At 28.7% G+C, this 21,232-nt stretch carries 32 protein-coding genes and 2 tRNA genes; 6 read left to right on the top strand and 28 right to left on the bottom strand.

The window, feature by feature from the left end:
• Positions 1 to 9: 9 nt before the first annotated feature.
• From secY to GUI12_02245, 23 genes are all read right to left on the bottom strand, one after another.
• The gene (gene secY / locus GUI12_02355; protein ID UAT42985.1) at positions 10 to 1,278 is read right to left on the bottom strand and encodes a preprotein translocase subunit SecY; all 1,269 of its coding nucleotides are present in this window, start codon (positions 1,276 to 1,278) and stop codon (positions 10 to 12) included.
• A 76-nt stretch (positions 1,279 to 1,354) separates the two neighbouring features.
• Positions 1,355 to 1,816 carry a 50S ribosomal protein L15 gene (gene rplO, locus GUI12_02350; GenBank protein UAT42984.1) on the bottom strand — a complete coding sequence of 154 codons (462 nt, stop codon included), beginning with the start codon at positions 1,814 to 1,816 and terminating at the stop codon, positions 1,355 to 1,357.
• Positions 1,817 to 1,840: 24 nt separating this feature from the next.
• On the bottom strand, positions 1,841 to 2,368 hold the full coding sequence (gene rpsE, locus GUI12_02345) for a 30S ribosomal protein S5 (protein UAT42983.1): 528 nt from the start codon (positions 2,366 to 2,368) through the stop codon (positions 1,841 to 1,843).
• A 5-nt stretch (positions 2,369 to 2,373) separates the two neighbouring features.
• The gene (locus GUI12_02340) at positions 2,374 to 2,736 is read right to left on the bottom strand and encodes a 50S ribosomal protein L18 (GenBank protein ID UAT42982.1); all 363 of its coding nucleotides are present in this window, start codon (positions 2,734 to 2,736) and stop codon (positions 2,374 to 2,376) included.
• A gap of 17 nt (positions 2,737 to 2,753) precedes the next feature.
• Positions 2,754 to 3,299 (bottom strand): 50S ribosomal protein L6, encoded by a 546-nt coding sequence (rplF, locus tag GUI12_02335; protein UAT42981.1) that lies wholly within the window; start codon positions 3,297 to 3,299, stop codon positions 2,754 to 2,756.
• Positions 3,299 to 3,700: a 30S ribosomal protein S8 gene (gene rpsH / locus GUI12_02330; GenBank protein UAT42980.1), complete on the bottom strand. Its 402-nt coding sequence runs from the start codon at positions 3,698 to 3,700 to the stop codon at positions 3,299 to 3,301. The genes rplF and rpsH overlap by 1 nt, the downstream gene beginning before the upstream one ends.
• Before the next feature lie 19 nt (positions 3,701 to 3,719).
• Positions 3,720 to 4,073, bottom strand: a complete 354-nt coding sequence (gene rpsN / locus GUI12_02325; protein UAT43443.1) for a 30S ribosomal protein S14 — start codon at positions 4,071 to 4,073, stop codon at positions 3,720 to 3,722.
• Between the two features lie 21 nt (positions 4,074 to 4,094).
• Entirely contained in the window at positions 4,095 to 4,637 is a 543-nt protein-coding gene (gene rplE / locus GUI12_02320; protein ID UAT42979.1) for a 50S ribosomal protein L5, read from the bottom strand.
• Between the two features lie 15 nt (positions 4,638 to 4,652).
• Positions 4,653 to 4,997, bottom strand: coding sequence for a 50S ribosomal protein L24 (gene rplX / locus GUI12_02315; GenBank protein ID UAT42978.1), 345 nt, complete (start codon positions 4,995 to 4,997; stop codon positions 4,653 to 4,655).
• Between the two features lies 1 nt (position 4,998).
• Positions 4,999 to 5,364 carry a 50S ribosomal protein L14 gene (gene rplN, locus GUI12_02310; GenBank protein UAT42977.1) on the bottom strand — a complete coding sequence of 122 codons (366 nt, stop codon included), beginning with the start codon at positions 5,362 to 5,364 and terminating at the stop codon, positions 4,999 to 5,001.
• A 25-nt stretch (positions 5,365 to 5,389) separates the two neighbouring features.
• A complete protein-coding gene (gene rpsQ, locus GUI12_02305) occupies positions 5,390 to 5,617 on the bottom strand; it encodes a 30S ribosomal protein S17 (GenBank protein UAT42976.1) in 228 nt (75 codons plus the stop codon).
• Between the two features lie 30 nt (positions 5,618 to 5,647).
• Positions 5,648 to 5,860, bottom strand: a complete 213-nt coding sequence (rpmC, locus tag GUI12_02300) for a 50S ribosomal protein L29 (GenBank protein UAT42975.1) — start codon at positions 5,858 to 5,860, stop codon at positions 5,648 to 5,650.
• Positions 5,861 to 5,865: 5 nt separating this feature from the next.
• Positions 5,866 to 6,279: a 50S ribosomal protein L16 gene (gene rplP, locus GUI12_02295; GenBank protein UAT42974.1), complete on the bottom strand. Its 414-nt coding sequence runs from the start codon at positions 6,277 to 6,279 to the stop codon at positions 5,866 to 5,868.
• A gap of 34 nt (positions 6,280 to 6,313) precedes the next feature.
• A complete protein-coding gene (rpsC, locus tag GUI12_02290) occupies positions 6,314 to 6,961 on the bottom strand; it encodes a 30S ribosomal protein S3 (protein ID UAT42973.1) in 648 nt (215 codons plus the stop codon).
• 52 nt (positions 6,962 to 7,013) lie between these two features.
• Positions 7,014 to 7,388, bottom strand: a complete 375-nt coding sequence (gene rplV / locus GUI12_02285) for a 50S ribosomal protein L22 (protein ID UAT42972.1) — start codon at positions 7,386 to 7,388, stop codon at positions 7,014 to 7,016.
• A gap of 22 nt (positions 7,389 to 7,410) precedes the next feature.
• Positions 7,411 to 7,689 carry a 30S ribosomal protein S19 gene (rpsS, locus tag GUI12_02280; GenBank protein UAT42971.1) on the bottom strand — a complete coding sequence of 93 codons (279 nt, stop codon included), beginning with the start codon at positions 7,687 to 7,689 and terminating at the stop codon, positions 7,411 to 7,413.
• 17 nt (positions 7,690 to 7,706) lie between these two features.
• The gene (gene rplB / locus GUI12_02275; protein UAT42970.1) at positions 7,707 to 8,537 is read right to left on the bottom strand and encodes a 50S ribosomal protein L2; all 831 of its coding nucleotides are present in this window, start codon (positions 8,535 to 8,537) and stop codon (positions 7,707 to 7,709) included.
• Position 8,538: 1 nt separating this feature from the next.
• Positions 8,539 to 8,838, bottom strand: a complete 300-nt coding sequence (rplW, locus tag GUI12_02270) for a 50S ribosomal protein L23 (protein ID UAT42969.1) — start codon at positions 8,836 to 8,838, stop codon at positions 8,539 to 8,541.
• Complete coding sequence (gene rplD, locus GUI12_02265; GenBank protein ID UAT42968.1) at positions 8,835 to 9,482, bottom strand: 50S ribosomal protein L4; 648 nt, start codon at positions 9,480 to 9,482, stop codon at positions 8,835 to 8,837. Before rplD ends, rplW begins: the two co-directional genes overlap by 4 nt.
• A gap of 29 nt (positions 9,483 to 9,511) precedes the next feature.
• Positions 9,512 to 10,159, bottom strand: a complete 648-nt coding sequence (gene rplC, locus GUI12_02260; GenBank protein ID UAT42967.1) for a 50S ribosomal protein L3 — start codon at positions 10,157 to 10,159, stop codon at positions 9,512 to 9,514.
• Positions 10,152 to 10,559 carry a 30S ribosomal protein S10 gene (gene rpsJ, locus GUI12_02255; GenBank protein ID UAT42966.1) on the bottom strand — a complete coding sequence of 136 codons (408 nt, stop codon included), beginning with the start codon at positions 10,557 to 10,559 and terminating at the stop codon, positions 10,152 to 10,154. The genes rplC and rpsJ overlap by 8 nt, the downstream gene beginning before the upstream one ends.
• Before the next feature lie 83 nt (positions 10,560 to 10,642).
• Positions 10,643 to 10,713, bottom strand: a tRNA-Gly gene (locus GUI12_02250).
• Between the two features lie 14 nt (positions 10,714 to 10,727).
• Positions 10,728 to 10,810, bottom strand: a tRNA-Tyr gene (locus GUI12_02245).
• A 313-nt stretch (positions 10,811 to 11,123) separates the two neighbouring features.
• Here GUI12_02245 and rlmB point away from each other — a divergent pair.
• From rlmB to sppA, 3 genes are all read left to right on the top strand, one after another.
• Positions 11,124 to 11,903 carry a 23S rRNA (guanosine(2251)-2'-O)-methyltransferase RlmB gene (rlmB, locus tag GUI12_02240; GenBank protein UAT42965.1) on the top strand — a complete coding sequence of 260 codons (780 nt, stop codon included), beginning with the start codon at positions 11,124 to 11,126 and terminating at the stop codon, positions 11,901 to 11,903.
• 214 nt (positions 11,904 to 12,117) lie between these two features.
• A complete protein-coding gene (locus GUI12_02235; GenBank protein UAT42964.1) occupies positions 12,118 to 13,755 on the top strand; it encodes a 30S ribosomal protein S1 in 1,638 nt (545 codons plus the stop codon).
• A 73-nt stretch (positions 13,756 to 13,828) separates the two neighbouring features.
• On the top strand, positions 13,829 to 14,782 hold the full coding sequence (sppA, locus tag GUI12_02230) for a signal peptide peptidase SppA (protein ID UAT42963.1): 954 nt from the start codon (positions 13,829 to 13,831) through the stop codon (positions 14,780 to 14,782).
• Between the two features lie 11 nt (positions 14,783 to 14,793).
• Here sppA and GUI12_02225 read toward each other — a convergent pair whose 3' ends face one another.
• Both GUI12_02225 and GUI12_02220 read right to left on the bottom strand, forming a co-directional pair.
• A complete protein-coding gene (locus GUI12_02225) occupies positions 14,794 to 15,459 on the bottom strand; it encodes a hypothetical protein (protein UAT42962.1) in 666 nt (221 codons plus the stop codon).
• 59 nt (positions 15,460 to 15,518) lie between these two features.
• Entirely contained in the window at positions 15,519 to 16,178 is a 660-nt protein-coding gene (locus GUI12_02220) for a Tim44/TimA family putative adaptor protein (protein ID UAT42961.1), read from the bottom strand.
• A 214-nt stretch (positions 16,179 to 16,392) separates the two neighbouring features.
• Here GUI12_02220 and GUI12_02215 point away from each other — a divergent pair, with 214 nt between their 5' ends.
• The gene (locus GUI12_02215; GenBank protein ID UAT42960.1) at positions 16,393 to 16,905 is read left to right on the top strand and encodes a hypothetical protein; all 513 of its coding nucleotides are present in this window, start codon (positions 16,393 to 16,395) and stop codon (positions 16,903 to 16,905) included.
• Between the two features lie 56 nt (positions 16,906 to 16,961).
• Here the strand turns inward: GUI12_02215 and GUI12_02210 are convergent, their stop codons facing one another.
• Together GUI12_02210 and GUI12_02205 are read right to left on the bottom strand one after the other, a co-directional pair.
• The gene (locus GUI12_02210) at positions 16,962 to 17,897 is read right to left on the bottom strand and encodes a fructose-bisphosphatase class II (protein UAT42959.1); all 936 of its coding nucleotides are present in this window, start codon (positions 17,895 to 17,897) and stop codon (positions 16,962 to 16,964) included.
• A 37-nt stretch (positions 17,898 to 17,934) separates the two neighbouring features.
• Positions 17,935 to 18,516 (bottom strand): hypothetical protein, encoded by a 582-nt coding sequence (locus GUI12_02205; GenBank protein UAT42958.1) that lies wholly within the window; start codon positions 18,514 to 18,516, stop codon positions 17,935 to 17,937.
• A gap of 197 nt (positions 18,517 to 18,713) precedes the next feature.
• On the opposite strand from GUI12_02205, the gene murB reads away from it, so the two are divergent.
• Positions 18,714 to 19,604 (top strand): UDP-N-acetylmuramate dehydrogenase, encoded by an 891-nt coding sequence (gene murB, locus GUI12_02200; protein ID UAT42957.1) that lies wholly within the window; start codon positions 18,714 to 18,716, stop codon positions 19,602 to 19,604.
• Between the two features lie 20 nt (positions 19,605 to 19,624).
• Complete coding sequence (gene hemF / locus GUI12_02195; protein ID UAT42956.1) at positions 19,625 to 20,506, top strand: oxygen-dependent coproporphyrinogen oxidase; 882 nt, start codon at positions 19,625 to 19,627, stop codon at positions 20,504 to 20,506.
• Position 20,507: 1 nt separating this feature from the next.
• Here hemF and GUI12_02190 read toward each other — a convergent pair whose 3' ends face one another.
• Positions 20,508 to 21,209, bottom strand: a complete 702-nt coding sequence (locus tag GUI12_02190; GenBank protein ID UAT42955.1) for a triosephosphate isomerase — start codon at positions 21,207 to 21,209, stop codon at positions 20,508 to 20,510.
• Positions 21,210 to 21,232 lie beyond the last annotated feature (23 nt).

The raw sequence follows: 21,232 nt of genomic DNA, 5'->3' as shown, positions 1-21,232 counted from the left end.
AAACAATATTTACCGACTTCTATCCCACAAATTAACATTTTGAATAACACTATCGTATTTAGAAGAAAATAAATATGATTGAATCTGCGACATTAAATCTAAAATAACACTCACTACTATCAAGATACTAGTACCACCTAGAGCAAAGGGGAAATTATAAAAAGACCTTATAGCTTCTGGTAAAACACATAAAATTGCAAGATATATAGAACCAATGACAGTAAGATAAAAAGATACATCATTTATATATTCCGAAGTATATTTTCCAGGCCTAATACCAGGTACTACAGCACCTGAAGATTTCATCATTTCAGCAATTTCTTTGGGATCAAATATAAAACTCTTATAAAAAAAGCATAAAAATATTATCAAAAAGAAATAAAATATCAAATATAATGAACTTCCGACATAAAAATAATTGGATATTACAGCAAAAATGCTAGAATCTTTTGTCAAATTTACCAAACTTACTGGTAACATAAGAAAAGATCCTGCAAATATTGCAGGAATTAATCCAGCCAAATTTATCTTAATGGGAATAAAAGAATCCACAGAATTATATAATTTTTTTCCAACTTGCCTTCTAGGGTATCTAATCAAAATTTTTCTAACGGATTTTTCAAAAAAAATAACAAAAGACAACACAATAACAAAAACGAATAACGCAACAAGTATTCCTAAAAATCTAGAATCAAAATAATCAACAGCAGAACCAAATGCATTTGGCATTTCAGCTACTATACCAGTAAATATTATAATCGAAATACCGTTACCGATACCGAAACAATTGATTTGATCACCCAACCAAATTAAAATCATTGTTCCAGAAGTCAAGGTAAAAATTGCTAAAATGCAAAAAAACAATCCTGAATCCAAAACCAAATTTTCTCCTCCAATAAATCTATAAATGCTTAATATCAATATAATAGATTGTATTATGCATATAAAAATTGTCAAAATTCTTGAATAAAAACTAATTTTCCTTTTTTCAAAATTTCCAGATCCAACATCATCTTTAAAAATAGCAAGAAAAAATTGAATAAGAATAGAAGAAACTATATAAGGCATCACACTTAAAGAGAAAATGCTCATCCTACCCAAAGATCCTCCTGAAAAAGTATTAAAAATACTAAAAAATCCAATTTTCTCAGAAGTAAAAAAATTAGATAAAAAAGCAGAATTAATACCAGGCAAAGGTAAAAAACTACCAAATCGATAAAAAACTAAAACCAAAAAAGTGAAGAATAACCTATTTCTTAAATCTCTATACTTAAACATAAAAGACATAGCAATCAAAACCAAGAAATTCTTTTATTAACAAAAACAACTGCTTTCACAATAATAGACTATAAAATTAACTAATATTTTCTTTAACAAAATTAGACATAAAATCTGATTCAAATTTAATTTTTTTATGAGGAATCATACCATTTCCTAAAATCTTAATCATTGTTTTAGATAGATCTACTTTTTTCTTAGAATTTATTAAACCAAATTTGAGCATAATATCTTTGGTAATAACAAAATCTTGATCAATATTATTTTTATCATCAGATAACAAAGCATCTTGCAATTTGTATAAATCTCCAATATTAACAATTTGATAACATATTTTTCCGTAACGCCTGTTAACAAAACCTCTTTTAGGAACAGATTTAATAAAATTCATCTGCCCTCCTTCAAAAAATCTAGAACTATAACCAGCACGAGATTTTTGACCCTTATGACCCCTTCCACTAGTTTTACCAAGTCCTGAACTTCTACCTCTACCTAAACGTTTAGTAGAATCAACAATTTTTTTCGATAAATAACGCATCTTCATAACCTATATTTACTTTATTTATACAATCAATCTATTTTTTACAATTTCAGAAACTCTTTTAGCTCTTTTTTTCGCAATATCTTTAGGAGAGCTAATCATTTCAAAAGCACGAATCATATTCATAGCAACCAGATGAGGTGCCGATGATCCATAAGATTTTACCACCACATCTTGCAATCCTACAGCTTCGCATATTTTTCTAGATGTACTCCCAGCTATAATACCACTACCGGGCTTTGCAGAGCGCATAAAAATTTTACTCGCGCCATATTTGGAGAATATAGTATGATGCACAGTTCTATTTTCTCTTAAAGAAATTTTTTTCATGCGTCTCTTTGCTTGATTAATGGCTTTCTGTTTAGCTTCAATAACTTCACTATGAGCAGCTATTCCATAACCTACCCCCCCACGGCCATCTCCAATAATAACAGTAACACGAAAAGAAAAAATTCTCCCACCTTTTGTGGTTCTAGTTACTTTTCTAACTTCAGCAATTATTTCAATAAAATCAACTGATTTTGAATCTGCGCGTTTCATAAATACCATAAAATTTAAAAATCAAGACATTCTCTAACAATATCAGCAAAGGTGCTTACTGTATCACAATAAGTACTCTCACTTTTATCAAATACAACTTTTTTACCTCTGTAATCATTTGGCAAATTTTCTACAAAAAATTTGGCAAATTTTTCAACACGAACTTTATTTAAATAAGAGTTATCACGAACAAAATCTTTACTTAAAGTGGAAGATGAAAAAATAACTTTTCCTAATTTTTGCATATCAACAATTTGAGCATAAAAATGCTTATTTGAACGATTAATTACCAATTTTAATCCACAAGAAGAATTTTTATTATATCTTTTATGATTTCTTTCTCTTCTACGATTCTTTTTATCTAAAGCTGACAACACAATAATACCTCAAAATTCTATTTCTTATTAGCAGATTTTTTAATCTTATATTTAGGATGATCAGAAATAACACCTTTTCCTTTGTAAGGATCATATTTACGAAAATTACATATTCTTTCTGCTATATCATGCACCAACGATTTAGTTTTTCCAAAAATAGTAATAATATTTCTTACACACTTTATAGATATATCTAAATCAGTAGGAATTTCATACAAAATATCATGGCTATAACCAAGTGATAAAATCAAAAAATTATCGACAATGGATGATTTATAACCAACACCCTGAATTTTTAATTCTACTTCAAAAGGCTTAACTATACCCAAAATCGCATTATTTAGATTAGCTCTCGTTGTTCCCCAAATAAATTTATCTTTTATATCGAATTCACTTGAAGGAGAAACATGAATAAAACCGTCAATAAAATCAGCAGAAAGTTTACTAAAATCAAACGGAACACTTACATTTTTCTCTCCACAACTAATCTCAACAGATTTATCACCAAAAACAACATTCACTCCCTTAGGAACTAAAATTGGATTCTTACCTAATCTAGACATCAATATATACCAAACAATAATTCTCCGCCTATCAACATATCCGTAGCATCCATATCAGTTACAATACCTTTGGAAGTAGATAGAACTAATAATCCAAGACCATCAAAATATTTTAATTTATCAGAATGTTTAAAATATACCCTTCTACCAGGCTTAGAGAAAATTTTTATCTCCTCTATCACTCCTTTATGAGAACTAGAATATTTTAAAAAAACTTCGATGAAATTAACACCTTTACGAACTTCTTTAATTACAAAATCAGATATAAAACCTTCTTTTTTTAGAAGATCAAATACCGAAATCATTAATTTCGAATACACAACATCCGTAGTTAAAAGACCAGCCATTTGAGCATTTTTCAACCTAATTAAAGAATCAGATAAAACATAATTATAAGACATCACAAACCTTTACAAAACATTAGCATTTAACAATACCAGGTAACAAACAATTACCCGCAAAATCTCTAATTCTTACACGAGAAATACCAAAGTCTCTATATACTCCTCTAGGTCTACCATCGATATTACACCTTCTACGATATCTAACTCTAGAACTATCTCTTTTCAATTTTGATAATTTAAATTGAAGAAGCATAGCCTGACGTACATAAAAAGAATTATCTTTATCTACAGAAGAAGCAGCCAATTCTACTCTAATTTTTTTTCTCTCTTCAACTAACTTTTTTCTCTTTATAGCAATCAAAGATTTTTCATCAATTGCCATCTTTTTTCTTTTACTGTTTCTTGCTATAACAGATTTTTTAGCCATAATAATATAAAAAATATAAAATAATCAATCACGCCTAATAAAAGGCAACCCTAAATAACTCAAAAAATCAAAAGCTATCGAATCATTTAAAGCTGTGGTAACAATATTAATATCCATGCCTAACATGACACTAGAAGTATCATAATCAATACCAGGAAAAATTGTATGATCACGAAATCCAAAAGAACAATTTCCAGATCCATCAAATTGTCCAGATTTCAATCCTAAAAAATCTCTACTCCTAGACATAGCAATAAGAGTTTTAATAAAAAAATTATTTATTAATTTTTTATTTCTCAAAGTAACTTTACATCCTAAAGGCATACCTTGCCTTATTTTAAAAGAAGAGATGGATTTTTTAGCAAATGTCACCACTGGTTTTTGTCCCGTTATGATAGATAAACATTCAAGTGCATAATCAATTATTTTTGCATCTTGAACAGCTTTAGAACCCACACCCATGTTAACAGAAATGAATTTTATGGATGGAACAATCATAGGATTGCTTATTTTCATAAAAGACATTAAATCTTTTTGCACAGAATCAGAAAAAATATTTTGCAACATAATCAAAAATAAAAATCAAATAACATCACTTATTAATTTACCACTAGGAATAAAAACACGTTTTTTTTCATTATTTATCCTCAATCTACCAAAAGATTTACTATCTTCATCCCAAAACATAACATTAGAAATATCTATAGATCTTTCTTGTTTAAAAGATTTACCAGCAGAGCTCAATTTTTCTCTTTTATTCTTATTAAAGATATGTTTCATTCCAATTCCGGAAACAACAACTCTTTTAGGACGACGCTTTTTATTTTTGCATTTATCATAAATAACTTGAAGAACTTTACCAATTTTTCCCTTATCATCACCTGTAGTAATATAAACAATGTCATTAGAAATAATTTTAGCTACCATACTACAATACCTCAAATGCTAAAGAAACTATTTTAGAAAATCCATGTCTTTTCAAACTTCTAGGAATAGGGCCAAAAACTCTACTACCAATTATATCACCATTATCACCTAAAATTACAATAGCATTATCATTAAAAGACAACTCAGTCCCATCATCCATAAATATTTTCTTTTTAACTCTAACAACAACAGCACGATAAACATTACCTTTAGAAATTTTTGTAGATCCAGGAGCAATTTTTCTAACAGAAATAACTATAGTATCTCCTATACTTGCAACCCTATAATTTTTTAACAAACCAATACAAATAACTTCTTTAGCTCCAGAATTATCCGCAACTTTCAAAACAGTTCCAGCAATTATCATAACAATTTATAAAATAAAAACAAAATCATTCATAAACAACAGAATATGTTTTCCTAGAAGAAAAAGGCTTACTAGGAACAATTTTTACAACATCACCCTTTTTAAAAAATTTTTTTTCATCGTGAACTAAATATTTCCGATTCTTATTTATAAATTTTTTATATAAAGGATGTAAAAATCTTCTATTAACAACAACCAAAACAGTTTTTTCATTAATAGCATTAACAACAGTACCAATCATAGTAGATGACATTTATAAAAACCTCTATCAAAAACTAACACATTATAAAGAATTAATAACAGTCAATACTCTAGCAATAGAAATCTTTATATTTTTTATTTTCATAAAATCAAAAGATTTATCCTGAGTTTTTTTTAAATTAATACGCATCAACTCTTTTCTTAATTGTTTCAATAAAACAAAAAGTTCAGAACGTGAAAAAAATAATACATCTTTCATTTCAATCTTTTTTCCCAAATCACGATCATTTAACATAAACTTCAAACCTCTTCATAACAAGTTATCTTGCACTTAACACTTAATTTTGCTGAAAATTTATCCAAAATTTTAACCACATCATCATAATTACTACCCGATATCTCAAACAAAATTCTACCAGGAGAAACTCTAAAAATATATCTATCAACTGATCCCTTACCTTTTCCCATTCTAACATCAGTAGGTTTTTTAGAAACTGGAATATCTGGAAAAATACGTAAAAATAACTTTGCACCTTTTCCCAAATGCTTAACCAAAACCCTTCTAGCAGATTCTAATTGATTAGGAGATAATCTAGCTGTTCCAAGAGATTTCAAACCATAATCACCAAAACAAACCTTTTCTCCTTTAAAAGATAAAGACCTCATGCGCCCTTTAAAACTTTTTTTAAATTTACTCCTCGAAGGTGTTAACATTTTACACAAACCATTTTTTTATAAAATACAAAAATCACTTATTTTTAATAGAAGAATCCACATCACCTTTATATAGCCAAACTTTTATTCCTATCTTACCATAAGAAGTATTCGCTTCAGTCGCAGAATAATCTATATCTGCTTTTAAGCGATGCAACGGTACAGAACCCTCTACATACCATTCAGCTCTCGCAATATCTACACCTCCTAATCTACCCGCACATCTAATCTTGACCCCTTTAATTCCAAAAGTATTAATTGTGTTATTAATCGCCTTTTTCATAGCACGCCTAAAAGAAAATCTTTTTTCTAATTGATAAGAAATACTTTGCGCAATAAGAGAAGCACTACAATAAGAATTTTTAACTTCAACAACATCAATTTCAACAACTTTACCTATATGAGAAAAAATAATTTTTTTTAATTTTTCTATATCTTGTCCTTTTTGACCTATAACCAATCCTGGCCTAGAAGTAAATATTACAACATTTATGTCACTTTTATTTCTCTTAATAATAATTTTTTCTACATAAGCATAATGCAATTTTTTTGCTAAAAGTTTGCGCAATGAATAATCTTCCATCAAATTGATTACGTATAAATCTCCCTCAGCATACCAAACGGATCTTCCATCACTGAGCGAATTAGCCCTCATAATCAATGGATTAACTTTATGTCCCATAAACAATCACCTCTTTATAATTCAAATATATAAAACATCTAACATAATATTATCAAGTAACAACTTTCAAAATTAACTTAATATTTGAATAATACTTAACTATCTTATTAACTCTACCTTTAGCACGAGGAGAAAATCTTTTTAAAAAAGATGCTTGCCCAACATAAATATGATCGATATATAAATCATCTATAGAAATTCCATAATTATGTTGCGCATTAGCAACCGCAGACATCAATAATTTATGCAAAAATAAAGAAACCTTCTTTTTTGAAAAAACTAAAGCTAATACAGCATCATCTATTTTTTTTAATCTAATAGTATCTGCAACCATATTAATCTTTCTAACGCTGGACTTAACCTTAGCACAAGAAGCAACAATTTCTAAAGAAGATGATTCTTTTTTAGATTTAATTTCAAGAGACATAATACAAAACACAAATATAATTTTATCTTTTAACAGCTTTTTTATTACCAGCATGACCACCAAATTTACGAGTAGGCGAAAATTCACCAAATTTCATACCCACCATATTTGCAGTCACCTTAACAGGCACATATCTGATCCCATTATAAACATAAAAAACATATCCAACAAAATCTACAAGAATAGTAGAAGATCTGCTGCGCACTTTCATCATACTTGCATTTTCGCCAGAATTTTTATGCTTTTTCAATAATTTGAAAATATAATAATCACAAAAAGGTGCTTTCCATCTAGATCTCATATATAAATACCCTCAAATTATTTTCTATCTCTTCGACGCACAATATAACGCTCGATTGCACTATTTTTCTTTCGAGTCTTTTTTCCTTTTGTAATAACACCCCAAGGAGTGACAGAACATCTACCACCAGAAGTTCTTCCTTCTCCTCCACCATGCGGATGATCAACAGGATTCATGACAACTCCTCTAACAGAAGGCCTCGTACCTAATTTTCTCACAATTCCAGCTTTGCCATATTTAATGTTTTTATTATATCTATTGGATATCGAACCAATAGATGCGCAACATCTATCATCAAATAATCTAACTTCACCGGAAGGTAATTTAACTATTGCATGATTTTTTTCAAATCCTAATAAAGTAGCAAAAGATCCAGCAGATCTAACCAATTGAACGCCTTTACCATCTTTCATTTCTAAACAACTTATAGCACTTCCTACAGGAATATTTCTTAACGATAAAACATTTCCTGAAATAACATCAGCATCTTTCCCTACATTTAACTTATTTCCTACTTTTACACCTTCTATAGCAATAAAATAATGATAACTACCCGATTCATGTTTCATCAAATGAACAAATGCTGTTCTATTAGGATCATATTCCAATCTTTCTACAGTATAAAATCCCTCTTTCGACATCTTAAAATCTATTATGCGATATCTACGTTTCGCCCCACCACCAATATGTCGAGTAGTTATACGACCTAAATTATTTCTACCTCCCGTCTTAGATAATCCTCGAAGCAAAGATTTAAAAGGAGCTCCTTTCCAAAGATGCTGCCTATCAATTCTAACAATTCCTCTAGATCCAGGACTAGTAGGCTTTAAAATTTTCAACCCAACCATCTTATCCCTCTAATTCTTTTTTCAAAAATGAAAAATCAGATGAATTCAAAACAACAACAAATTTCTTCCGATCTTTACGAAATCCACGAGACATTCTAAAATTCTTAGCTTTTCCTTTATAATTAGCAGATTTTATAGATTTAACAGAAATGTTAGGACAAATCAGACGTAAGCTATTTTTAACATCATTTTTCGAAAATCTTTGACAACTAGAATAAAAAACAAAATGACCTAATTTTGCCGCATTTTCTGATTTTTCTGATAAAACAATTTTATCAATAAAATTAACAACACTTTTCATAAAACACAAAACCTATTTTTCAAAAAATCTAATAAATTAATTTTCAGTAAAATAAAATCACTGAACAATAAATCTCGGACATTTAATCCATTAACATCTAAATATCCAAAATTTTTAATATTTTTTACTCCATTAATTTTTTTAATATCAGAATTTTCACATATCAACAAAAATTTATTATTATAAAAATTCAAAAAAGTTGACGACATTTTATTAACTAAAATTGAAGATGATGAAGAAAAATTAAAAAAATCCTCATCGAAGAAAAATAATTTATTTTCATGAAATTTTAAAGCCAAAGAATGTCTTATCGCCAATTTTCTAACCTTTTTATTCATTTTAATAGCAAAAGATCTTTTATTCGGCCCAAAAACAACTCCCCCTCCTCTAAAATGAGGAGAAACCAAACTACCTTGACGAGCTTTACCCGTTCCTTTTTGTCTATAAGGTTTTTTAGTCGTCGCATTAACATCAGACATAGATTTAACAGAGTGACTAAAATTACGATTTTTTAAAAATTGCCAACGTAAAACACTAGACAAAACAATATGGTTTATATTTTTAACAAAAAAAGATTCATCAACTTCTTCTAATTTACAATCAAAATCTTTTTTTCCCAATTCAATACATCTAATATGAACCATAATTTAAATAAAAATAATTAACAAAAAAATCAACTCATCAATTCTATACGAACAACAGAGTCCTTAAATCCTGGAATAGAACCTTTAACAACAATTAAAGATTTATCTATATCAGTATGCAAAACACCAACATTATTAATAGTTATAAATTCAGCACCAAGCTGTCCAGCCATTTTTTTACCACGATTTACTCTACCAGGATCTTGACATTGACCGGTAGAACCTTGCGATCTATGCGTCTTGGAAACTCCATGACTAGCTCTCAATCCTTTGAAATTATGTCGTTTCATAACTCCTGAAAATCCCTTTCCTTTACTAATACCACTAATTTTCACCTTTTTTGCATTAACAAAAGTTGATAAAGAAATACAATCTACATCTTTAGGTAAAAAAATCTCTTTTATAAAGCCTCGTATTTTTTTTGAATCAATTTCAGGGTGAAATTTTTTAATATGCTCTATTTGCGGCTTAGAAAGTTTTCCTTTTCCAAAAAAGAACGCTCTAATTTTTATGAAATTATGAAAATCTGCAACAACATCTAATTTCAAAATGTTATTATTCACATAAATCAAACTAACATGATCATATATACCAAGATCAGAAAAAATCATACTAGAAGCAACTTTAATACCGTAAATAGATGCCCTACCAATCAAATTCTTTTTATTATCATTCATTGTTAAAACCTGCAAAATCTAAACCTTGTATTTTTATATCAGCATCTAAACCGGCTGGTATCAAATTCCAAGAAGTAAACTTTTCTGTTAATTTCAAATCAAAATCATATATTATGAGCAACCTAACATGTTTGGTCCACTTATATTGCTCCCTAGATTTTTTATAAACATGAGGAGATTTATTAACAGTGTAAATTTTAACTCTTTTGGGAAGAGGAACAGGCCCTTTAACCCTGGCACCTTCTTTTAAAGCTGTAGCCACTATTCGTTTAACTATACGTTCCAAACCTAAAGCATCATTTGACTTTATCTTCACCGATATATAAGGCCTAGAACTGTAAGAAACATATTTGTCAATTCCGGCACTCTTAACATGTTCATTAAGCTTTAAATTTTTCATACTAGAGCACTAAAAATATAAATCATACAAAAAACCAAAATGATATAAAATAAAATCCACTATTAAATATCAATCACACAAAAAGCGGGCGATGGGAATCGAACCCACGTAACCAGCTTGGAAGGCTAGGACTTTGCCACTAAGTTACGCCCGCAATCAATAAATAACTAGAGGGGGTAGGATTCGAACCCACGTACGCTCTCGCGGGCAGATTTACAGTCTGCTGCCTTTAACCACTCAGCCACCCCTCCTTAAAAATCCGGAAGTAATAAAACAAACGAAGTTTCAATAATGTTAGTCAAATATAAACAATAAAACAAGTAGCAAACAGTGCAAAAAAAACAAAACAATATTTTTTTTGCAATCTCATTTGTAAACTACTAAATCCCGTGCGAGCCATGATATCATTTTTTAATTTTAAAATAAAGTATTGCATTTTAAGAAAAAATTATATTTTAATTTATCTTAATCGAGTTATTTGTTTTATTTGAAAATTGAATGAATTCAATATATCTTTTTCATCAATAATAACGAAATCGGGAAAATATTATCTCAAAAAAATTAATGAAAAAAATCCGAAATATAAAAATAAATAAACAGAAAAATGAAAAGGTGTATATATATGGGAAGCATGGATGTATAAATGCAATATTAAACTCTAGAAGGATTTGTTGTAATCTTTTTATTAATGAACAAAAAATCAAAGAATATTCTTCAATTCTTGAAATTTGTAAAAAAAAGAATATTAGAATTAATATAAAAAAAAATATAGATAATATAGTTCCCAGATCATCTAATTCAAATTTTAATCATCAAGGTTTACTTTTAGAAGCTCTACACTTAAAAAATGAATCTTTAGAAAATTTTCATGTAAAACAAGAGAGGTCTTTGGTTATTATTTTGGATGACATTACTGATCAACATAACATAGGCGCAATATTAAGATCTGCAGCATGTTTTAAAATTGATGCAGTTTTTATAAAAAATAACATATTTTATGATAATGGTACTGTTTCTAAGGTATCTAGTGGAGCATTAGATATTGTTAAAATTATAGAAATAACTAATATAAAACGCTCTATAAATCATTTAAAAAGCATTGGCTATAGTGTTTATGCCATGGATAGTATGGGTCAAAATATTAATAATTTTTCTTTTAACAATAAAGCAGCCTTGGTGTTAGGTTCAGAAGGGAAAGGAATAAAAAATTCTGTTTTAGAATATTGTGATTATCGTCTAACAATACCCATTTTTTCTTGTGATAAAAATAATTTGGATAGCCTTAATGTCTCTAACGCAGCAACAGTAGGTATGTATGAATTTTGCAGACAAGAAAAATTATGAATTTTATTCATAAAAATATGAGAGATATTTTGCAAAATTAAATAACTATTAAAATTTAATATTTTGACTTTTAAAAAAAAATAAATATCATAAATTAGTCAGCGCGTGGTGTTTATGATTGTCCATAGGTAAATTCTAAAATAGTATTTTTGCCTTAATTAGTTGTCCCGTTTTGATTTTTAGATGACACAATAGAGAATTTTGAAGAGGTCAAATGACAAAAGATAGCAATATTAAATTTTTGAAAAACAAGGAAAAGTATTCTCCTTTTAATTATTTATTTTATGATTCTGATTCTGGAGAGAAAAAAAATATCTTGGGAGAAAATTCGCTTTTAAGTATTCAAGATTTTGCTTCAAAATCTTTAAAAGAAAATACTGTTATAGAAGGAATGATTAGCTCTGTTACAAGAGATTTTGTCTTTGTTTGTATTAATTATAAATCTGAAGGACAAATACCTATTGCAGAGTTTAACGATCAAGAAATTGTTATCGGTAATAAGGTAAAAATCTTTCTTGAAAAATTAGAAAATCGTGATGGTAAGATAGTGCTTAGTAGAAGTAAGGCGATAAAATGTGAAACTTGGGACGAAATAGAACGTATTGAGAAAGAAGAAGGCGAGATAGAAGGAAAAATTCTTTACTCGACTCGCAGTGGATATATAGTTGATCTAGCTGGTATTATGGCTTTTTTACCTAACAGTCATGTTGATGTGAAACCGGTAAAAAATAGTAGTGACTTCATTAATATGGTTTCTAAATTTAAGATATTGAAAACAGATAAAAAACAAGGGAACATTGTTGTATCAAGAAAAGCTATTTTAAACTCTCTTCATGCAGATGAAAAAAATAAATATATTGATACTTTACAGGAAGGTCAAATAATTGAGGGAGTAGTAAAAAGCATTACGAATTATGGAGTTTTTGTTCAATTACATGAATCTCCTGAAATTGGTGTACTTGATGGTCTATTGTATATTGATGATATTGCTTGGTCCAGAGTTGCTCACCCGTCTTCAATTTACACAATTGGTGAAAAAATTAGAGTAAAGATAATAGGAATAGATAGAAAAAATTGCAGAGTTTCTTTGGGAGCAAAACAATTGAAAAATAATCCTTGGTTAAGTGCTGAAGAAAAATATAAACCTGGTGATAAATATAAGGGAACTGTTAGTAATATAGAAGAATATGGTATTTTTGTTGAGCTAGAACCTGGGGTTGAAGGTTTAGTGCATATTTCTGAGGTAAGTTGGACTAAAGATAGACCTATGGTCATTAAAGGACAAGAAATAGAGGTTGTAGTTATTAGCATTGATAAAGACCGTCATAGAATGGCTTTAAGTATTAAACAATGCACTGACAACCCTTGGACACAATTTTTAATTGATAATCCACTAGGTAGTATAGTTAGTTGTAATGTTAATCATGTAACTGATTCTGGTTTGTATGTGTCGGTTAACGATAGAGTTGAAGGATTTATTAGCATTAATGATTTATCGTGGGATAGGTTTGAGCCAAAAGCAAAATTTAGAGAGTATCGACATAAGAAAAACGTATCTGCAAAAATAATTCGTGCAAATGTCAATAAAGGTAAATTATATCTGGGGATAAAACAAACCGTAAAAGATCCTTTTGAAGATTTCTTAAAAACAATAGAGGTTGGTGATATAGTTTCTGCAACTGTTGTGAAAATTGACGAAGAAGGCTTTATTATAAAAATTGCAGAAAATGTGGAATTATTTTTCTCACAGGATCAAGTAACTAATTTAACTCATTTTGTTGTTGGAAAGAATTCTAGCTTTAAGATAATAAAGAAATCTGCTTATGCTATATCAATAGAACTTATTCATTAATATATTTATTAAAAAAATAACTATTGTACAGTATAATAAATTTTGCTGTTTTATTGGTTCTTTTGGTTTTTGTATGTTTGATGTAAATAAGATAATAGATGAAGATCAGTCTTCTTATAGCTTATATAAGTGGAAGTCTTTTGCCGTATTATTAATCATTATGACCCTCTTGATGCTGTATTCCTTTTTTTTTAAAAAGAATGAAGATGTAGAAGACAAATTACAAGACATAAAAGAACCAATTATAGCAAAAATAAGAATAGAAGGTGTAATGTATAGGGATAAATATAGAACTGATATAATATCCTCTATGGCAACTGATGAAAATATTAAAGCTCTAGTTATATTAATTAATAGTCCTGGAGGAGAATTAGCGAGCATTGATCCTTTATACAGAGCTATTAATTCTGTCAGTAAAGTTAAGCCTGTTGTAATAGTCATGGAAGATATTGCTACTTCAGCTGCTTACATGGTGTCTTTAGCTGGAGAATACATTTTTGCAATGAGAAGCACAATGACTGGATCCATTGGTGTTTTGTTAGAGACTTACGAATTCTCTGATCTAGCAAAAAAAATTGGTATAAATTTTACTACTTATACTAGTGGGAAATATAAAGGCTTTCCTTCTTCCACCCGCTCAACTCCTGAAGATGTAGCGGATGTAATTGTCAAAAATTTGGAATGCTATCATAGATATATGATTGAGACTGTCGCGAATCGTAGAACGATTCCAATAGAAAAGGCTGAAGAATTATCGGGAGGTCAAGCATTTTTAGGTATTCAAGCTTTAGACAATAATTTGATAGATGGTATTGGTTATGAAGAGGATGCTTTAAAATGGCTAAAAGAAGAAAAAGAGATTGATATTCTTTCAGTAAAATACATCAACGTAATGAAACATAACAAAGCAAAAAACATGTCTAATAGTGGTATAATAAAAAGAGTAATAGGAATGTTATCGGATTTTGATTCAGATGATTTAAGTAATTCCCAAAAAATAGGATTGTACTCTATATTAAAAATATAGAGTCATTGCTATTACTTTCTTTGTATTAAAAACGTGTTTATATTACCTTCGGGGTTTATTTCTTTTGACTTATTATAATACTTGGTGCTATAAAATAATTTGAGCTCTCTATTTTGATTGATATGTTGAATGTTAAACATGCAACCGTTGGTCTTAACTGAAGAAAAATCACAAACTGTTTTAATATATCGCGAATATTCATCATGATCAGTAGCAATAATTAAATTTCCTATCTTAGGTTTAATTTTTTTTATAATAAAATCAAGAAAGAAATTATTTATTATACGTCTTTTATGGTGTCTTTTTTTTCTCCATGGATCTGGAAATAAAATCCATATAACACTAAAGAAATCATCAGGTATTGTATATAAAAAATCTCTTGCATCTCCATGGAATATTTTGATATTCTTCAGGTTATGATGTTTTATTAATTTTATGGTATTCATGATACCATTCAAGTAAACTTCTGAAGCGATATAAAATTTTGTTGGATTGTGATTTGCTTGCATTACAATATTTTCACCATATCCTGAACCTATTTCAAAATGGAAAGATTTATAAGAATGGAGGTCACATAAAGATTTTAAATTAAAAACATCATCATCAATGTCCAAACACATCTTAAATGATCCACGTCCCTTGGTACGACCATACGATCTAATCAAATTATCATACATAAAAATCCTGCGCACATTATGTATTTAACATACATTATTAATGATATTAGTATAACTTATTAAGATATTTCAGATAACAACCACACTGGATTTTTTGATTTAATATTTTTAGAAAATGACCATAAGTCACGTATTTCTATACTATTAATTTTGCTTCCGGATATAACTTCTTCAGTTTTATTATCAACAACAAAATTAACCTGTTCTGATCGAAATTCAATGCAAAATTCGACTTCGCTCTTTTTTGCTCTATATAAAGCATTTACTATTTTAGTATTTTTAATAGCAATCAAGCTATGATTATATCTTTTTTCTTTTAAATTTCTTGATTTTACCTTAGTTTCAAAATAATTATATATCTTCTTTGATACCAAAGGAGATAAAGATGACAGATCAGATTTATAAAAAGAGTCTAATATATCTTCGAAAGCCAACTCTGTCTTTTTTAAAAATCTATCTAGAATAAAAGATCTATCATATTGTCTAATTTCGTTTACAACATTCTTCACTTCTTCTAAACAATTCTCATCAACATTTTTAATACACTCTTCAGAGATAGGTTCAAAAATCTCGGTAAAATCGTCCATTGATTTTTTTTTGGAACCATTTTTCTGCACCATATCAGAAATATTTATAATATCTTCTTTACCAAGTGATAAATATAAACGAAATAATATAAAAGCCGCTAATAAGAAAAATATAATAATCTCAGCTAACATTGAACAAACGAACCATAAAAACGAAATCAAATCAACAGCGCATATTATTATATTATCATATGTATGTAAAAATACCATAAAATTCGTATAGCTATAGAATATCAATGTGAAAATAATCTATGGTAAATTTCAAAATAAAAATTTATAATAGAGAGATGTAATCTTATCAGGATTTATTTTTTACTTTGGGTTTATTATTGGGTTTATTAGTACGATGATTGATAATTTTCAAATAAAGGGACAATATCTAAAATCGATGTCCGTTAATCATGAAAATGCTCCGCGCATTTTTCTTGATCAAGAGATGAGTAGCAAAAAACAAGATATAAGTGTAAATTGTAGCGTTAATGTCTTGAAAATAAGCGATTCTGTATTCGAAATTTCATTAGAAATTTTCGTTGTTTCTAAATTAGATGGAATAACAAAAGAGGAAGCGGAAGCAAAAAAGATATCGGAAAATGCTTTCATAATTAAAATACAATACTCTTCTATAATTCAAATAGAAGATGGATTATCTGAACCAGAAATGGAAAAGGTATTCTTTGTATCTGCACCTATTATGATGTTCCCTTATATACGAGAAAGAGTCTCTAGTGCTTCTTTATTGTGTGGTTTTCCAGCTGTTATGCTTTCAAATATTGATTTTGAAACAAAATATCTAGAACAAAAATCTGTTGCAAAAAGAAATTCTCAGGAAACAGCGAGCAATGATAGCAATATAATCTAATTTATAGAATATAGAATGTTCGGGTATGGATAAATATCTATACCCGGTTCTGTCTATTATGTTTTAATCTTGCTGTTTATTTCTCTTAAAGTATTTTTATAGATTATAATACTGTTGGTTTTATATTCTCCATTAGCAGTGACAATACCTTTTAGATGGCATCCTGCTGTAACTCCTGTAGCAATAAAAACAGATTCTCCCTTCACCAAATCATAAGGCTTATAAACAAAATCATCATCTCTTATACCTAATAATTTGGCTCTTTCACGCTCACTGTCATTTCTAAAAAAAAGCTTTGATTCCATATAGCCGCCTAATGAATTTATAATAGAAGCTATCATCACGCCTTCGGGAGCCCCCCCTATTCCCAGGTATAAATCATATTCTCCTTTTATTAAACCTATAGCTGCTGATATATCACCATCTTTAATTAATCGCACTCTAGAGCCAAATTTTATCACTTGTGATATAATTTCTGCATGTCTATCCCTATCCAAAATAGTTACTGTTATCTCATTAGGCTTACACCCTTTGTATTTCATAATTTTCATTAAATTATCTGACACAGAATTATTAATACTAATACCCTCGGGAGATATGTCTGGAGACAAGATAATTTTATCCATATATAAATCGGGAGCATTTATAATATCTCCACGATCTGCAAAACATAAAACAGATAAAGAGCCTCCATCAAGAAGATTGGCACATATTTTTGTACATTCCAAAGGATCAACTGCCAAATCTATTTTATCTTGTGAAGTTATATTCCCCAATTTTTCACCTATAAAAAGCATTGGAGCGTCATCTCTTTCTCCCTCACCAATGGCTACTTTTATATCTATACTTAGTAGATTCAAAAAATCCCGCATGGCATTAACTGCTGATGCATCAGCTTTATTTTCATCACGTAAACCTGCTTTATGATAAGCTGCTAACGCTGCCACTTCTGTGCACTTTAACATATCATCTATAAATTTTTTCAGATCCATATAGCAAAATAAGATATAACAAAAGACTAAATGAATTTTACAATGATTCTTCCAATTCTTCTATAACATCTTTATCCTTATCTTCAATAACAACCATATTATCTATTTCAGCACTAGTGATACTTCCTTTGCCGAAGAAATTTTTTATCTTATCTTTCCAAGATTGTTTTGAAGAGCTTACTTCTTGTTCTGATGATGTTTCATCATCAACTGATTCTTCAATTTCATCATAATGTAAATTTCTATCACTAACCTTACCATCATTAGAAATATATTTATGATATTGCCACCCAGATTTATTAAGATCAACTTCTCTATAATCTTCAATATTTTCTATCGTATCTATGTCTCCATATTCATATTGCTGCCATACTTCATTAGGATTTTTACGTATAAATTTTCCTCTTTTCTTTATGTATTCTTGATATTGCTTAACAAAACCTTCATCTAAAAAAAACATCTTTCCTCCCGGATTATATTCTGGTTTTGCACGTTTATATACTATATCATTTGAGGTTGTTATTTTTTTATTATAAGAACATGAATTAAATAAAAATAAAGCACTCAATAAAAACAAAGCACAATATAAATAATGCTTCTTTAGAAATTCTAAAAACATCCGAAAGATTTTTTTAAATATAAAATCAAGATAAATTAACTGACTATAAATATCAATAATGAAAATATCTAAGCATAGATTATTTAAAATATTGCTTAGAATAAATATGATTATGAATCATGATTGAGATTTCTATAAAATTATAGCAATATAATTTATATCATATACTTTCATATTTCAGAGATTATTGTAGATAAATGAATATAAATAACAAATTTTTTCATCCTGTGTTGATGAAAAATTATACGTGGATAAAAATTGGTGGTGAAGCGCTAATGGCAAAAGTGCAAAATATTGACGAATTATTAAAATTATTAAAATATATTAATCAATCAGAATATAATGTAAAAAAATACGTAGTTGTTGGTTCTGGATCAAATATAATTTGTAATTCAAAAAAATTGAATTCTCTTATAATAAGGTTAGGAAGAGGATTCAATTATGTAAAAATATCAGAAGAAAATTCAAAGGATAAATTAATTGTTGGAGCGTCAACTACAGGGTTTAATTTAGCAAAAAAAGCTTTAGATCTGGGAATCACAGGCCTCCAATTTACAATTGGCATCCCCGGAACAATAGGCGGAATGTGTGCTATGAATGCAGGATCTTATGGTGTTGAGATATGTGACCACATAAAAAGCATCAAATTTATAACAAAAGACGGAAAAATAATATCAAAGACCAGAGATGAATTGAATTTTTCATATAGGAAATGTGATATTCCAGAAGATTGGATAATAATTGAGTGTAGTTTTAATGTTGAATACGGAGATAAAAATAAAATAAAAAGTGAATTGCAAAAAATAATGCATGATCGTTCTGTAAGCCAACCTGTAAAAGAAAACACTTGTGGCTCAACATTTATGAATACCGAAAAATTTCCTGCATGGAAATTGATTAAAGATTCTGGAATGCATGAAAAACAAATTGGCGATATAATGTTCTCTGATATGCATCATAACTTTTTAATTAATAAAGGAAATGCAACTTCTGACGAAGTTTTAATGTTAATAAGACAAACCAAAGATAAAATAAAAAGAATGTTTGACATTGATCTAGAATTGGAAGTTAAATTAATAGATTGCTGATATTTAAATATACATATTTTATGATAATTGAGCTAAACAAAAAAATAACATCTGAACGTAGACAAGTTGTTGAATGGTTTACGGAATTAAGAGATCAAATAGTATGTGAATTTGAAAAAATAGAGAAAGAATTTGATCCAAGAAGTAACAGTAAATTTGATAAAATAACTTGGAATCACCGTAATGATGGTGGAGGTGAAATGTGTGTAATGGAAGGGAAAGTATTTGAAAAAATAGGTGTAAATATATCTCATATATATGCCAAAATGGACAATAATTTTACGGATAAGATACCTGGCGCAGAAAAAAATGATGGTTACTTTTGGGCAACTGGAATATCCCTTGTTTCGCATATGTCTTCTCCTCTCGTACCTTGTGTGCACATGAACACTAGAAATATTCATACAAGCCAATCTTGGTTTGGTGGAGGTGCAGATTTAACTCCTATGTACTATAACCAAAAAGACTATGATTTATTTCATAATAATCTTAGAGATACATGTAATAAATATGATGCAAATTATTATGATGAATATAAGAAATACGCTGATGACTATTTCTATATAAAACATAGACAAGAATATAGAGGCATTGGCGGTATATTTTTTGATTACTTAAACACAAATAATTGGCAAAATGATTTTTCTTTTGTAAAGGATGTTGGAAAAATTTTTTTAGATACATATGCACAAATAGTAAGAAAACACATGAATAGAAAGTGGACAAAAGAGCAAAGAGAGTACCAATTGCAACGTAGAGGAAGATATGCGGAATTTAATCTGATGTATGATAGAGGAACAATTTTTGGCCTTAAAACACAAGGAAATATTAGAGCAATAATGATGTCTTTACCACCAGTGGTAAAATGGAGTACGCAAAATATGACAGAGATAATATTCTAATTTAAGAATTACACTTATCTAATATTGATAACATTTCTTGCAATTTGAGACTAGCGCCACCTATTAGAAATCCATTAACCATCTTGGATTGTAGTAAATATTCTATGTTGTTAGAAGAAACAGAGCCTCCATATAGAAAGTCTCCTTTGAAATTAGTAATAGTTTTAATATCAATTATTGCACTATCAATTTCGCTTACAGTGGGAGTTTTTTTACTTCCAATAGCCCATACAGGTTCATATGCAATCATGATTTTTTCATGTTCAATATCCTTATTTATAGAAGAACAATCAACAGATAATTCTTCCATAAAATTTTCTCTATTATTTTCTCCAACACAAAATATTGGGTTTATATTATTATCAATAGCGTTTAATAATTTCAATTTTATACTGTCATTTGTATCATGGAAATATTTTCTCCTTTCAGAGTGACCAATAATGCTGTATGTACAACCTATCTCTTTTAACATAGCAGCACCAATTTCCCCAGTATAAGCGCCATTATTATAACTAGAAACATCTTGAGAAGATATAAAAACCTTTTTATTGCTTTTGGTAAGTGAGAATGCTCTATCTAATAAATAATATGGTACAGCCAATATTAGTATATTATTCCCTATAATGTCATCATCAATATTATCCACAAAATTATTCAAAAGAGATAAATCTCCATTCAATTTCCAATTAGCAACTATATACATTGCATTTCTTAAAAGAACTCAAT

The organism is Anaplasmataceae bacterium AB001_6 (assembly GCA_020002265.1).
Lineage (GTDB): Bacteria > Pseudomonadota > Alphaproteobacteria > Rickettsiales > Anaplasmataceae > AB001-6.
The sequence above is the reverse complement of the archived record's forward strand: the minus strand, read 5'-3'. Positions and strand labels throughout refer to the sequence as shown.

Bases quoted from the DNA above. Each gene is read 5' to 3' on its own strand.
- GUI12_02190 (UAT42955.1), bottom strand. From the start codon at position 21,209: ATGTATATAGTTGCTAATTGGAAATTGAATGGAGATTTATCTCTTTTG.
- GUI12_02205 (UAT42958.1), bottom strand. From the start codon at position 18,516: ATGTTTTTAGAATTTCTAAAGAAGCATTATTTATATTGTGCTTTGTTT.
- rplP (UAT42974.1), bottom strand. From the start codon at position 6,279: ATGTTAACACCTTCGAGGAGTAAATTTAAAAAAAGTTTTAAAGGGCGC.
- rplB (UAT42970.1), bottom strand. From the start codon at position 8,537: ATGGTTGGGTTGAAAATTTTAAAGCCTACTAGTCCTGGATCTAGAGGA.
- hemF (UAT42956.1), top strand. From the start codon at position 19,625: ATGATAATTGAGCTAAACAAAAAAATAACATCTGAACGTAGACAAGTT.
- rplO (UAT42984.1), bottom strand. From the start codon at position 1,816: ATGCGTTATTTATCGAAAAAAATTGTTGATTCTACTAAACGTTTAGGT.
- rplV (UAT42972.1), bottom strand. From the start codon at position 7,388: ATGTCTCTTGAAATTAAATCTAAAAAAGAATCATCTTCTTTAGAAATT.
- rplF (UAT42981.1), bottom strand. From the start codon at position 3,299: ATGTCTAGATTAGGTAAGAATCCAATTTTAGTTCCTAAGGGAGTGAAT.
- rplX (UAT42978.1), bottom strand. From the start codon at position 4,997: ATGGTAGCTAAAATTATTTCTAATGACATTGTTTATATTACTACAGGT.
- secY (UAT42985.1), bottom strand. From the start codon at position 1,278: ATGTTTAAGTATAGAGATTTAAGAAATAGGTTATTCTTCACTTTTTTG.
- sppA (UAT42963.1), top strand. From the start codon at position 13,829: ATGTTTGATGTAAATAAGATAATAGATGAAGATCAGTCTTCTTATAGC.
- rplC (UAT42967.1), bottom strand. From the start codon at position 10,159: ATGAATGATAATAAAAAGAATTTGATTGGTAGGGCATCTATTTACGGT.
- GUI12_02215 (UAT42960.1), top strand. From the start codon at position 16,393: ATGATTGATAATTTTCAAATAAAGGGACAATATCTAAAATCGATGTCC.
- rpsQ (UAT42976.1), bottom strand. From the start codon at position 5,617: ATGTCATCTACTATGATTGGTACTGTTGTTAATGCTATTAATGAAAAA.
- rpmC (UAT42975.1), bottom strand. From the start codon at position 5,860: ATGTTAAATGATCGTGATTTGGGAAAAAAGATTGAAATGAAAGATGTA.
- rlmB (UAT42965.1), top strand. From the start codon at position 11,124: ATGAAAAAAATCCGAAATATAAAAATAAATAAACAGAAAAATGAAAAG.
- GUI12_02210 (UAT42959.1), bottom strand. From the start codon at position 17,897: ATGGATCTGAAAAAATTTATAGATGATATGTTAAAGTGCACAGAAGTG.
- rpsH (UAT42980.1), bottom strand. From the start codon at position 3,700: ATGTCTTATAATTATGTTTTATCTGATTCTTTAATTAGGTTGAAAAAT.
- rpsC (UAT42973.1), bottom strand. From the start codon at position 6,961: ATGGGACATAAAGTTAATCCATTGATTATGAGGGCTAATTCGCTCAGT.
- rplE (UAT42979.1), bottom strand. From the start codon at position 4,637: ATGTTGCAAAATATTTTTTCTGATTCTGTGCAAAAAGATTTAATGTCT.
- GUI12_02220 (UAT42961.1), bottom strand. From the start codon at position 16,178: ATGTTAGCTGAGATTATTATATTTTTCTTATTAGCGGCTTTTATATTA.
- rpsJ (UAT42966.1), bottom strand. From the start codon at position 10,559: ATGAAAAATTTAAAGCTTAATGAACATGTTAAGAGTGCCGGAATTGAC.
- rplN (UAT42977.1), bottom strand. From the start codon at position 5,364: ATGATAATTGCTGGAACTGTTTTGAAAGTTGCGGATAATTCTGGAGCT.
- rpsS (UAT42971.1), bottom strand. From the start codon at position 7,689: ATGAGATCTAGATGGAAAGCACCTTTTTGTGATTATTATATTTTCAAA.
- GUI12_02225 (UAT42962.1), bottom strand. From the start codon at position 15,459: ATGTATGATAATTTGATTAGATCGTATGGTCGTACCAAGGGACGTGGA.
- GUI12_02235 (UAT42964.1), top strand. From the start codon at position 12,118: ATGACAAAAGATAGCAATATTAAATTTTTGAAAAACAAGGAAAAGTAT.
- rplD (UAT42968.1), bottom strand. From the start codon at position 9,482: ATGGTTCATATTAGATGTATTGAATTGGGAAAAAAAGATTTTGATTGT.
- murB (UAT42957.1), top strand. From the start codon at position 18,714: ATGAATATAAATAACAAATTTTTTCATCCTGTGTTGATGAAAAATTAT.
- rpsE (UAT42983.1), bottom strand. From the start codon at position 2,368: ATGGTATTTATGAAACGCGCAGATTCAAAATCAGTTGATTTTATTGAA.
- rplW (UAT42969.1), bottom strand. From the start codon at position 8,838: ATGAAAAGTGTTGTTAATTTTATTGATAAAATTGTTTTATCAGAAAAA.